Source organism: Rahnella sp. BIGb0603 (assembly GCF_024808755.1).
GTDB classification, from domain to species: Bacteria; Pseudomonadota; Gammaproteobacteria; order Enterobacterales; family Enterobacteriaceae; genus Rahnella; species Rahnella contaminans.
Genome location: NZ_JANUEX010000001.1, coordinates 592,405 through 604,626 on the forward strand (window position 1 = coordinate 592,405; position 12,222 = coordinate 604,626).

Genomic DNA, 12,222 nt, shown 5'->3' on the forward strand with positions numbered 1-12,222 from the left:
GGCTCAGACCAGAAGCGGAATGTCAGACTGACTGCAAAAATCGAGATAAGCCCGCGGTGGCTCAGCGTCGCTGACCAGTACATTGAATCGGGCAAGAGGTGCGATTGCCGCCGGTCGCACCTGATCAAACTTCGTGCTGTCTGCCACCAGAATACTTTGCGCAGAACGCTCCATCGCCTGATGTTTCATCAGCAACTCATCAAAATTGTAGCAAGTGACGCCGTGTTCAATACTGACACCGGCCGCCGAAATAAAAGCTTTGGACGGACGGATATAATCCAGCTCACTGCTGCGCCCTAACGGGGTAAAAATACTGTTGCTGGATTTGAACGCGCCGCCACACAAAATCACTTCACAGTGAGGCTTTTCCTGCAATGCGAGAAAGGTATTGAGCGAATAGCAGATTGCCGTAAAAACGAGGGTTTCGGGAATGCTTTCGATGACGTAAGGCATTGTGGTGCCGCAATCAAAAAACACCGTGTCGTTCGTCTGAATCAGCCCCGCTGCGCGTGAGGCCAGGCGTTTTTTCTCCGCAACCTGACGCATTTTCTGTTCGCTGACGAAATAATGTGTCGCCGGGTTATTCTTAGGATCCATGACAATGTAGCCACCCAGCAAAATAACCGGCGCAGGCTCCACGTTAAGGTCACGCCGTATGGTCATTTCGGAAACATTGAGCAGTAAAGACGCTTCTTTCAGATGAATTTTGTCGGTCTTTTTTAATGCCAGCAACAAACGCTGGATCCTGTCTTCACGCTTATTTTCCATGGTGTTATCTCACGCCTTTCCCGTTCGCAGCCGCTCACTATACCTTTGCCGCGCAACCACCGCAAACCCGCCTGCAGCCTGATATTATTGCAATTGCCGTATCGTCAGATAACCACCAAAGACCGCGCCGGTATCAATATAAAACAGGTTCGCAAATTGCAGTGCAGGTTCAACCGGCGTATGTCCGAAATAGAAAGCATCAGCGCCGGATATCGGCCCGTAACGTCCGGCAAGCGCAGAGTTAATACGGTCGCGGTTCCAGATAGTTTCATAACTGTCGAGCGGCTTTCCGAAAACATATTCGTCCGAAACGTAATCCGCATGCGCAATGACGATGCGTTTTCCTTCGCGCGTGTTGAGTTCGAGAACGTGTGGCAATTTGTCTGCCTGCAAAATCAGCGCTTTTGCCTGCTCCTGAATCTCATCCTCCAGTGCGTAAAACCAGTCGCCGCCGTTACGCAGCCATCTTGAAACATTCTCTTCATGTATCGCGTCAATCGCCATCTGTTCGTGATTGCCGCGGACACAGGAAAACCACGGCTCATTGATCAGGCGCAGGCACCCGACACTGTCAGGGCCGCGATCGGCGAGATCGCCGACAGATAACAGTAAATCGCGTTGCGGATCGAACGCTATCTTTGCCAGTTCATGCCCGAGCAGGCTGAGACATCCGTGCAGATCCCCCACGACAAAAATGCGGTGGTAAAGCGAGCCATTGATACGCTGATACAAAGCAGGCGTCATACGAAACAGAAATCCATTTAAGCAGTGAATTCTTTAAGTGTAACGTATGAGAAGAAGGAGGAAAGAATGCGTGCGGCCGGGAGGAAAATTTTCACTGCCCGTCAGCGGTTTGAGCGCTCTTTACACGTAGTTGGCGCTGAAATCCACTGATAATTAAATTATCGTTAAGTAACTGCCGCCTTTTTGTGCTAGACTACTGCCCGCTCTAAGTAAAACCGGAGGTTTTATGAGTTCCACCGTTGTAAGCGCTCAAGACGAGTGTCCGTTGTGCCAAAGCACGAATAAAACGTCGGTGAATATGTCGGCGAAAATTGTCACTGTGACCTGCACTTCTTGCGGCCGTTACAGTATCTTCCGCAAAACTATGGAAGAAATTTCTATAGACCGGAAGAAACGCGTTGCCCTGCAGGCGTTTTTTACCAGCCAGCCTAACTACCATCTGCCTTTATCTATCAGGGCACTGAGCAACACTGATTCACCGGGTGAATTTTAACCCTAAAAACGCCCCTCGGGGCTGTTTTAATTCCCTTCTCTGCACTTACTCCCCTGCACGCCACACGAAAAAGCATCATTGTGCATTCTTGTGGCTTGCCGAATTTCAGGCATAAAAAAACCACCCGAAGGTGGCTATAACGACATTACTACTTTATTGCTTTTGATTATTCAGCTAATTTTCCATGGTACCCGGGACGAGACTTGAACTCGTACAGCCATAAGCCGAGGGATTTTAAATCCCTTGTGTCTACCGATTCCACCACCCGGGCTCCGGGAAAATTGGAGGCGCGTTCCGGAGTCGAACCGGACTAGGCGGATTTGCAATCCGCTACATAACCGCTTTGTTAACGCGCCTTAAATCTTACTACTTGTCTTGCACTTAAACCAATTCACGAACCAGTTTAAGAAAATTTGGAGCGGGAAACGAGACTCGAACTCGCGACCCCGACCTTGGCAAGGTCGTGCTCTACCAACTGAGCTATTCCCGCTTTAATCAGAACGTACTGATTTTTTTAACTATCTTCTGGCGCATGACTGGCTGCCTTCCGATGCGTTGCATTCTACTGACCTGACGGATTGAGTCAATAAAATTATCAGGTTCATGCGATCGTTTGACGTTTTTTACGTCAGTTTGATCAGGGTTCCAGCAAATCGTGGCGCGCAGCGTTCAAATACTGGAACATTGACCAGAAAGTCAGCACCGCAGCAATGTAAAGCGCAACCACACCGACACCCACCACGATGTTATCCGGACGCCACAATAACGCGACCAGAGACAACATTTGCGCCGTTGTCTTCACTTTACCAATCCAGGACACCGCAACGCTGCTCCGTTTACCAATTTCCGCCATCCACTCGCGCAGCGCCGAAATGATAATTTCACGTGCAATCATCGTCGCCGCCGGCAACGTAATCCACCATGAATGAAAGTATTCTGCGACCAGCACCAGCGCGATGGCAACCATCACTTTGTCTGCGACCGGATCCAGAAATGCACCAAAACGCGTTGTTTGCTTCAGGCGACGGGCAAGATAACCATCAAACCAGTCAGTCACCGCAGCAAAAACAAAAATCAGCGCGCAGGCCAGTGATGCCCAGGGATAAGGCAGATAGAAAGCCAGCACAAAGAACGGTATCAGTACAACGCGGAACAGGGTAAGGCACGTAGGTATATTAAATTGCATAGCGAAGGTAACTGTTTGTCCGGTGTGGATATTATGAGTATGTTGCTACATTGCCTTTAGTGTTTCAACGCATTATGAATCTTTTCTGCCAATGCGTTAGAAATACCCGGCACCTGTGCAATTTCCTCTACGCTGGCATTCAGTAATGGCTGAATGCCTCCCATGTATTTCAGTAAAACCTGACGCCGTTTTGGCCCGACGCCTTCAATTTCTTCCAGTGCACTGGTCGTACGCACTTTAGCGCGACGCTGACGGTGGCCGGTGATCGCATGATTGTGCGAGTCATCGCGGATGTGCTGAATCACATGCAATGCCGGAGAATCCGCCGGTAACGCAATGCCCTCACCTTCTGGTACGAAAAACAGCGTTTCGAGCCCGGCTTTGCGGTCAGCACCTTTCGCGATACCAATCAGCAGCGGTTTAGATTTATCCCACTCAACATTCAGCGAATCAAAAACATCGCGCGCCATGCCGAGCTGGCCTTTCCCGCCGTCAATAAAGATGACATCGGGAATTTTCTTTTCATCGAGCGCTTTACCATAACGGCGGTTCAGCACCTGAGCCATCGCCGCGTAATCATCGCCTGGCGTAATACCGGTAATGTTATAGCGGCGGTATTCCGGACGCACCGGGCCGTTGCCGTCAAAAACAACGCAGGAAGCGACCGTTTGCTCGCCCATAGTATGGCTGATGTCGAAGCATTCCATGCGGTTAATTTCGGCAAGATGGAGTGTTTTTGCCAATTCTGCCAGCCGCTGATGGATGGTGGATTGCTGCGCAAGCTTTGTTGTCAGCGCGGTGGACGCGTTGGTACGCGCCAGTTTCAGATAACGCGCGCGATCACCGCGAGGCTTACTTTGAATCTGAACTTTACGTCCGGCCATTTCACTGAGCGATTCCGCCAGCAAGTCTTTTTCTGGCAAGCTGAAATCCAGCAGAATTTCACCGGGAAGCGTACGCATCTGGCTCCCCTGCAAATAAAACTGCCCGACAAACGTCTGCACGACTTCGCCCAGATCGGTGCCGCCCGGCACTTTCGGATAATAGCTGCGGCTGCCAAGGACTTTACCCTGACGGATAAACAGCACATGAAGACAGGCCATTCCCGACTCAAAGGCCACGCCGATGACATCCAGATCTTCGCTGTTGCCCGATACAAACTGACGTTCTGTGACGCGACGGACGGCCTGAATCTGATCGCGGATCCGCCCGGCATCTTCAAATCGCAAATCTTTGCTGGCTTCTTCCATACGACTGACCAGCTGCGTCACAACCTGCTGATCTTTGCCCGACAGGAACAGACGCACGTAATCTACCTGATCGTTGTATTCCTGATCGCTGACCAGCCCTTTGACACACGGGCCCAGACAACGGCCAATCTGATATTGCAGACACGGACGTGAACGGTTGCTGTAAACACTGTTTTCACACTGTCGGATGGGGAAAAGTTTTTGCAACAGCGCCAGCGTTTCGCGAACAGCGTAAGAGTTTGGGAAAGGCCCGAAATATTCGCCTTTCGCATGCTTCGCGCCACGGTGAACGGTAATTCTCGGATGGTTGTCCGCGCTGAGGAAAATCAGCGGATACGACTTATCATCGCGCAGCAAAACGTTGTAGCGCGGCTGATACAGTTTGATGTAGTTGTGTTCAAGCAGCAGCGCTTCAGTTTCCGTATGCGTTACGGTGACATCGATTTGCGCGATATTTTTGACCAGCGTTTCCGTTTTACGACTGGAAACCTGGACGCGAAAATAGCTGGAAAGACGTTTTTTAAGGTCTTTGGCTTTACCTACATAGATTACGGTGCCGCTGGCGTCATACATCCTGTAGACGCCCGGCTGGCTGGTGACCGTTTTCAGAAAGGCTTTAGGGTCGAAACGCTCATCACTCACTGCCTGATAAAGTCTCCGCGTTGAACAAGCCGTGCCGGATAGCCAAATGGGTTAACTCAACATCGCCGCTAATATTTAATTTACTAAACATCCTATAACGATAACTGTTAACTGTCTTCGGACTCAAGTTCAGCTGTTCTGAAATTTCATTCACCTTTTGCCCTTTGGTAATCATAAGCATGATCTGTAATTCACGCTCTGATAAGGAATCAAAAGGCGTTTCAGATTGGGGTTCAATCTGGCTGAGTGCCATTTGCTGAGCGATGTCAGACGCAATATAGCGCTGACCCGAATCAACCAGGCGGATAGCATTCACCACTTCCTGTGGCGCAGCCCCTTTACTCAGATACCCCGAAGCCCCGGCCTGCATCACTTTGGCGGGTAACGGATTTTCGGTATAAATCGTCAGGATGATTATCTTGATGTCGGGCGAAAAACGAATAATTTTCTTCGTCGCTTCTAACCCGCCGATACCCGGCATGTTCATATCCATCAGGACAATATCAACATCGTTGGCGCGACACCATTTGACGGCATCTTCACCGCACTGCGCTTCACCAACGACTTTGATGCCTTTGATATCTTCAAGAATGCGTCGGATCCCTGCGCGCACCAGTTCATGGTCATCAACAAGAAGAACGCTAATCAAAGAGAATTCTCCAAAAAATAAGGGCGACACACCGTCAGGTTCTTCAAGCCCGTCTTAACGTAATCATGTACGCTGAACATTAATAGTGTTCTCAGACCGCTTATAAACGAAGAGGAGGTGGCAATTAGAGGCCAGCATTAACAAACTCGCCCCACTACCGCTCATCGGCAGTGTTTTAAATCAGGAAGACGAAAACATTATTATAGCCCGCGTATTTTACTCTATCATGCCGTCCTGACCAAGGAATGTCTGAAAAAAACTACTTTGCTGAATGTAAATGAGAAGTGCCATCACCTGTATTAATAATTCGTTAAAAAAACCTGTCTAATCAACGAAAAGGCTGATCAGAGGTCCGATGTTTTCAGCAGTAAAAAAATAATAACACCGGAATTTTCAGGTCTAAAACAGGCATTTTCTTAGACAGCTTATTTATCCGTCAACGTCGTTCTTTCATATATCTATGATATATCCGATTATTATTTTGGATAGCACGAATTGCTGATGGCTTATATGAATAAGTCTGCACATCTGCATGAAAGGTTCTCAGCTTGCTATTACGTTTAGTATTCTTTACGGCGCCCATAATATTCCGTATGAATAATCCTATTTGGCTGTTTTAACCGCAACAGGTCCGCGCTGCACTAAACCGTGCCAACTATGCTAAAATGCTGCCACTTTTCACCCTTCATAGCGGGTGAGTTCACTTTTTGCCCTGTTCTTTTTACCGTTCAGAATTCGGCGTGCTGCCTGCCAGCCTGTCTGAGGAGATTTAAATAATGAGTAATTGCGATTTTACGACTGAAGCAAACGTTGAAACACTGGCGACCGAAGTTGCCTGCCTGAAAGCCACGCTGACCCTGATTTTGAAAGCCATTGGTCAGGCTGATGCAGGTAAAGTCATGTTGAATATGGAACGTTTTGTGGCGCAGATGGAAGACGAGCAACAGGCTGAAGTCTTCAAAAACTCCCTGCAACAAATCAAATTTGCTTATCGCCAGTAAGAATATTTCGGAGCCTGCCGCCTGGCGGGCTCCGCGCTTTCCCCGCACGCCCCCCGGCTTTCGCCCTATATTCTGCTATAATAGAGCCCTGCATTCACATCATCAGGACAACCGTAATGAGCGAAAATAATAAAGAAAACAAAAGCAAGGCAGACGAAGTCCATGTCAGCGACGGGCTGGCAGAACTGATTGAAGCGGCCGAGCAACTGACAGAAGAAGAGATTGAGAAAGCGGCAGAAGAAGCCAAAAAAGCCGTCGAAGACGCCAAGAAACAGAAACATCACTGATCAATGCACCGCAACTTCCTTGCACCTCATCAGGCCATCGCGCCGCTGGCCATTGATTATCAGCATGGTGATAGCGAAGCGGCACACAGCCACCACTGTTCGCAACTGATCCATACTTTATCTGGCGTTGTTGAGGTGAACACCGCGCTCGGCACCTGGATGGTTCCGCCGGGCCGCGGCGTCTGGCTGCCCGCAAACGTCGAACACAGCCTGCGTTTTATCGGTGGCGTAAAAGCCCGCACCTTATTTGTCGATCCCCTCGCCCGCGCCGATTTACCCGCGCAGTGTCAGGTGGTCCAGATTTCCCCCCTGCTCCGCGAACTGATTCTGACATCTCTGACGATCCCGCACGATTATCTGCCGGGCGGCCGTGATGAACGGATTATGGAGTTACTGCTCGACGAACTTCGGTTGCTGCCAACGTTGCCGCTTCATTTGCCCGAGCCCAAAGAACCGGAGTTGCTTGTGCTCAGCCAGCAAATTCGCGCCGATTTGTGTGCGTCATGGGAGCTTGAGGAAGTGGCTAAGCGTCTGGATATCAGCAGCCGGACACTCTCGCGCCGCTTTCAGCGCGAAACCGGGCTGCGTTTCAGTGACTGGGTCAGACAGGCAAAATTACTCGAAGCGATTAACCAGCTGGCAGCAGGTCTCTCGGTGATTGATGTCGCGCTGGCACTGGGCTATGACAGCCCGAGTGCATTCAGCGCGATGTTCCGCCGTTCCCTTGGCATTTCACCCAGCGAATATTTTAGTCAGACAGAATCCCGCCAGCCGCATTAAACAGCGCCTGCACGGAAGCACTGGAGACATCGCTGTCGATACCCACGCCGTAGCGGGTTTCACCATGACGTCCCTGACAACTCAGGTACGCAACGGCACGGCTGTGGCTCTGATGCCCTAACGTATGCTCGTGGTAATCGCCAATTTCCAGCTCCACGTCAAAACTGCGGCGCAGGGCATCGACCGCGCCGGACAACAGCCCGTTGCCGCTGCCGGCAATTTGCTGCTCTTCATTGCGGTAGCGGATGCGCGCACTGAAATGACAGACATTTTGCTCATCACTGCGGATATCGTAGCTCAGCAGTTTTACCACCGGTTGCTCGGTCAGTCCGTAACGCGCACGGAACAGCCGCCAGATATCGCTGGTGCTCATTTCCTTGCCATGCGTATCGGTTTCGCGCTGCACGGTTTTACTGAAATCTATTTGCAGGCCGCGCGGCAATTTCAGCCCGTGATTCTGTTCCAGCAACCAGGCCGCCCCGCTTTTGCCCGACTGGCTGTTGACGCGGATCACTGCCTCGTAACTGCACCCGACATCAGCGGGATCGAGCGGCAGATAAGGCACCCGCCAGACGTCACTGTCTGAGGTTTTCTGCGCCGCGAAGCCCTTTTTGATGGCATCCTGATGTGAACCGGAAAATGCGGTGAACACCAGTTCACCGGCATAAGGATGGCGCGGATGCACCGGCAGCTGATTACATTCCTCAACCGCTTCGACAATCGCCTGCAAATTACTGAAATCCAGTTCAGGGTTTACGCCCTGGGTATAGAGATTCAGGGCCAGCGTCACAATATCCACATTCCCGGTACGTTCGCCGTTCCCGAACAAACAACCTTCCACGCGATCGGCACCCGCCAGCATCGCCAGCTCGGCACACGCCACCCCGGTTCCGCGGTCATTATGCGGATGCACGCTGATGGAAACCTGCTGACGACGGCTGAAATGCCGGCAAAACCATTCAATCTGATCGGCGTAAATATTCGGCGTACTGACTTCCACGGTGGCCGGTAAGTTGATAATCATCGGACGCTCAGCGCCGGGCTCCCAGACATTCGCTACCGCTTCACAGACTTCCAGTGAAAACTCCAGCTCAGTAAAACAAAACGTTTCCGGGGAATATTCGAACGTCCATTGCGTCTGAGAATATTGTTCGCACAACTGGCGGATCTGCTGCGCACCACGGACAGCCAGCTCGCGGGTGGCGGCCTTATCCTGACTGAAGACCACTTCGCGGAAAACCGGCGCCGTAGCGTTATATAAATGTACGATGGCGCGCGGCACATCTTTCAGGGCTTCAAACGTGCGGGCAATCAGATCCGGGCGCGACGGCGTCAGCACCTGAATCACCACGTCGTCGGGGATCAGCTTGTCTTCAATCAACCCGCGCACGAAATCAAAATCGGTTTGTGATGCAGAGGGAAACGCCACTTCAATTTGCTTAAAACCACAGCGCACCAGCAGGTCAAAAAACTGGCGTTTACGTGCATTATCCATCGGTTCCGCAAGAGCCTGATTTCCGTCACGCAGATCACTTGAGCACCATTGCGGCGCTTTATCGAGCGTATTCCCCGGCCACTGGCGGTCCGGCAAATTCACCGGGGGGAACGGGCGATATTTCTGTGACGGGTCGTTTAACATACGAATCTCCTTAGGAATAAAGTGAGCGGCAATGCTCTGCGAATTCCATAGTACGCAAACGATATCCTTCTGCGCCTTGCTAACTGACAGCAACCCTCGCAAAACGGACAAAAAGAAAATGATAAATGAATCAGAGTCACGCTATAGTGCATAACTAAACGCGTCCAGTTCGGCGATCAGAGGTCGTACAGAATGAAAAGGGTTCTGAATCCAAACGAAAATAAACGGCTTGCGGCGCTGCAAAAACTCAAGATTGCAGACAGCAATCCGGATGAAGTGCTTGACCTGATTACCCGCCTGACTCAACAAATTTTCGATATTCCTATTTGCATCATTACTCTGGTTGACCAACACCGTCAGTGGTTTAAATCCAAAACTAATACAGCAACTCAGTACACCGCACGTGATATTGCATTTTGTGATCACACCATCCGCTCTTCTTCGGTAATGGTCGTCAACGATGCCAAAAAGGATCCGCGTTTTCGCGAGAATCCGCTGGTCACCGCCGATGAGGGAATGCGTTTCTACGCCGGTGCCCCGCTTATCACCCGCGATGGTTTTGCCGTCGGCAGCCTGTGTCTGGCCGACAAACAACCGAGAGATTTTTCCGTGCAGGAAGTGGAAATGCTCTCGGATCTCGCGGCTATCGTCATTGATATTATCGAATCGCGCAGCTCGGTGAGCTTTGTGGATATCGTTACGCGCCTGCCTAACCGCCAGCGGCTGATGGAAGATATCGCGCAACTGATCAAAACGCCGGATAACACGTCCTATCTGCTGATCCTGATTGATACGCTCGACACGCTTTATGCCTACGACATCGGGCGTTCAATTGGCATTCCGAAAGTCGAAAACATTCTTAAAGACGTCGGTGCTTTCCTGCGCAGTGAACTGAATGAAAACGACAAAGTTTACAGCCTGATGCTCGGCCGCTTTGCGCTGATCAAACGGCTCGATGAACAGCAGGAGATTTTCAATCAGCTGGAAATCGCCGCCGCTAAAATCCAGCGCAGCATTACCAGCGATATCCCGATCAATGTCCGCTTGCACGCAGGTTACACTGTCTTTTCGTCAACCTCTTCCTGCGCGGAAACCACCCTGCGTCAGGGTATGTCGTCCCTGCATGAAGCCATCAGCAATAATCAGCTGGTGATGCCGTATCAGCAGGAATCCGATGTTATCCAGCTACGTGCCTTCAATTTGCTTAATGATCTGATGGCGACCGTCGCGTCCTGCGAAGATTTTCATCTGCTTTATCAGCCAAAAATTCGTCTGGCTGACAAAAAATTCCAGGGCGTGGAAGCGCTGATCCGCTGGCGGCACCCGACACTCGGGGTCATTTCACCTTCAGAGTTCATTCCTCTGGCAGAAAAAACCCCGCTGATTACGCCGCTGACTAACTGGGTCATTACTCAGGCCGTAATGCAGATTGCCGAATGGCAAAAACGCGGTGCGCAGATCCAGGTTTCCATCAATCTGACGGCCAATAATCTGGTGGAACAGGATTTGGTTCAGCGCATCCATACCGCGCTAATCCTGCATCAGGTTTCCCCGTCGATGCTGGAAATCGAGTGTCTGGAAACCCAGACGCTGGTGAATAATCCGCACGCCGTCGCATCGCTGGATGCCCTGAGACAAATGGGTATCAGCATTGCGCTGGACGATTTCGGTTCCGGCTACAGCAACCTGAACTATCTGCAAAAAATTCCGGCGGATACGCTCAAGCTGGATCAGTCCCTGATTCAGGGCATCAGCAATGACAGCAAAAGCAAAGTGATCGTCAAATCGATGATTGAAATGGCGCATGCGCTGAGTTACCAGGTCGTTGCCGAAGGCGTGGAAGACAATGACACGCTGATGTGTCTGGAAGAACTGCGTTGTGATTCCGTACAGGGCTTCTATTTTTCCCGCCCGCTGCATCACGATCAGATACTGGAATGGTCGAAACCGTACATCTGATATTCCCCGTGTAATCATTGCGAAAAATAGCCATAAAAAAACCCGCAGGAGCGGGTTTTTCATTTCGGTCATTCGCCGGTTTTCTGCCGGATATTGTAGGTTCCGAAGAAACTGCGGTCTGTTTCGAGACTGACAGGTTTCCCGTTCGCATCCACAGTAATCGAACCGGTCGTTTTGGTCAGTGCGCAGGCAAGACGAACGTCGATGGTTCGCATGCCGTTTGGCACATTTAAATCCACATACTGATTAAAGTGCAGCGACGCGACGGTCTGACCATCTAGAATCACGATCAGCGGACAGGTCTTTTCAAAAGGTATTACCGACCACTGCTCGATGCGGTGCAATCTGACATGCGTCTGGCCCGCCGGCGGTGTGGTGCTGGCATTGGCAAACGACGATTTGACCTGAAGTGTCGGCTCGTAAGGATTAGCTGCACACCCGGCTAAAAATAGAGCAGCCAAGGCCACCAGTGTTTTTTTCATCGTTATCTCCCTGAGTTTATGCACGAATAATAGCAGCGTGCGCGCATTTGTCCGACTCTTTTTAGGAGAGATTGTTGCACCGGAAGCAGGCCGGGCAAAACAAAATCACACCCCAGATTGCAATGTTAAAGCATTGGGAAATTAATGCCGTGCCAAAGAAAGCCTGAATATTTCCTGTCAAAAAATGAAGTTCCTGAACCAGTAAAGTTAAACAGCCGCTCCAGAAAATTTATATCCCGCATTTCATCAAATTTAACCACAGTAAAACTAATCCGAACTCACTGATTAAATTTAAGGCAAAGCACAGCTTTATATTTCCGGAATTAGAACGAAATAATAATA

The 12,222-nt window shown here is 50.5% G+C and carries 12 protein-coding genes and 3 tRNA genes; 5 read left to right on the forward strand and 10 right to left on the reverse strand.

The window, feature by feature from the left end:
* Positions 1–3 precede the first annotated feature (3 nt).
* Entirely contained in the window at positions 4–768 is a 765-nt protein-coding gene (deoR, locus tag M2403_RS02760; RefSeq protein WP_152325566.1) for a DNA-binding transcriptional repressor DeoR, read from the reverse strand.
* 84 nt (positions 769–852) lie between these two features.
* Positions 853–1,512, reverse strand: coding sequence for a metallophosphoesterase (locus tag M2403_RS02765; protein ID WP_152325565.1), 660 nt, complete (start codon positions 1,510–1,512; stop codon positions 853–855).
* Positions 1,513–1,738: 226 nt separating this feature from the next.
* Here M2403_RS02765 and M2403_RS02770 point away from each other — a divergent pair, with 226 nt between their 5' ends.
* Positions 1,739–2,005 (forward strand): hypothetical protein, encoded by a 267-nt coding sequence (locus tag M2403_RS02770; protein ID WP_152325564.1) that lies wholly within the window; start codon positions 1,739–1,741, stop codon positions 2,003–2,005.
* A 185-nt stretch (positions 2,006–2,190) separates the two neighbouring features.
* Here the strand turns inward: M2403_RS02770 and M2403_RS02775 are convergent.
* The 6 genes from M2403_RS02775 to uvrY all read right to left on the reverse strand — a co-directional run bounded on the left by M2403_RS02775 (position 2,191) and on the right by uvrY (position 5,732).
* Positions 2,191–2,276: transfer RNA gene (locus M2403_RS02775), tRNA-Leu, on the reverse strand.
* A gap of 11 nt (positions 2,277–2,287) precedes the next feature.
* Positions 2,288–2,361, reverse strand: a tRNA-Cys gene (locus M2403_RS02780).
* 58 nt (positions 2,362–2,419) lie between these two features.
* Positions 2,420–2,495 (reverse strand) — tRNA-Gly (locus M2403_RS02785).
* Positions 2,496–2,642: 147 nt separating this feature from the next.
* Positions 2,643–3,191: a CDP-diacylglycerol--glycerol-3-phosphate 3-phosphatidyltransferase gene (gene pgsA / locus M2403_RS02790; protein ID WP_152325563.1), complete on the reverse strand. Its 549-nt coding sequence runs from the start codon at positions 3,189–3,191 to the stop codon at positions 2,643–2,645.
* A 56-nt stretch (positions 3,192–3,247) separates the two neighbouring features.
* Positions 3,248–5,083, reverse strand: coding sequence for an excinuclease ABC subunit UvrC (uvrC, locus tag M2403_RS02795; RefSeq protein WP_259228527.1), 1,836 nt, complete (start codon positions 5,081–5,083; stop codon positions 3,248–3,250).
* Positions 5,076–5,732, reverse strand: a complete 657-nt coding sequence (gene uvrY, locus M2403_RS02800) for a UvrY/SirA/GacA family response regulator transcription factor (protein ID WP_152326324.1) — start codon at positions 5,730–5,732, stop codon at positions 5,076–5,078. The genes uvrC and uvrY overlap by 8 nt, the downstream gene beginning before the upstream one ends.
* A 776-nt stretch (positions 5,733–6,508) precedes the next feature.
* On the opposite strand from uvrY, the gene M2403_RS02805 reads away from it, so the two are divergent.
* The 3 genes from M2403_RS02805 to M2403_RS02815 all read left to right on the forward strand — a co-directional run bounded on the left by M2403_RS02805 (position 6,509) and on the right by M2403_RS02815 (position 7,800).
* On the forward strand, positions 6,509–6,733 hold the full coding sequence (locus M2403_RS02805) for a DUF2594 family protein (RefSeq protein ID WP_015697982.1): 225 nt from the start codon (positions 6,509–6,511) through the stop codon (positions 6,731–6,733).
* Between the two features lie 116 nt (positions 6,734–6,849).
* Entirely contained in the window at positions 6,850–7,020 is a 171-nt protein-coding gene (locus M2403_RS02810; protein WP_165059584.1) for a hypothetical protein, read from the forward strand.
* Positions 7,021–7,023: 3 nt separating this feature from the next.
* Positions 7,024–7,800 carry a helix-turn-helix transcriptional regulator gene (locus M2403_RS02815; RefSeq protein WP_152325561.1) on the forward strand — a complete coding sequence of 259 codons (777 nt, stop codon included), beginning with the start codon at positions 7,024–7,026 and terminating at the stop codon, positions 7,798–7,800.
* On the opposite strand, the gene leuA is transcribed toward M2403_RS02815, so the two are convergent.
* Positions 7,769–9,439, reverse strand: a complete 1,671-nt coding sequence (leuA, locus tag M2403_RS02820; protein WP_259228528.1) for a 2-isopropylmalate synthase — start codon at positions 9,437–9,439, stop codon at positions 7,769–7,771. The genes M2403_RS02815 and leuA overlap by 32 nt on opposite strands.
* A 192-nt stretch (positions 9,440–9,631) precedes the next feature.
* Here leuA and M2403_RS02825 point away from each other — a divergent pair, with 192 nt between their 5' ends.
* Entirely contained in the window at positions 9,632–11,398 is a 1,767-nt protein-coding gene (locus tag M2403_RS02825) for an EAL domain-containing protein (RefSeq protein ID WP_259228529.1), read from the forward strand.
* A gap of 68 nt (positions 11,399–11,466) precedes the next feature.
* Here the strand turns inward: M2403_RS02825 and M2403_RS02830 are convergent, their stop codons facing one another.
* A complete protein-coding gene (locus tag M2403_RS02830) occupies positions 11,467–11,880 on the reverse strand; it encodes a hypothetical protein (RefSeq protein WP_152325558.1) in 414 nt (137 codons plus the stop codon).
* Between the last annotated feature and the right edge of the window lie 342 nt (positions 11,881–12,222).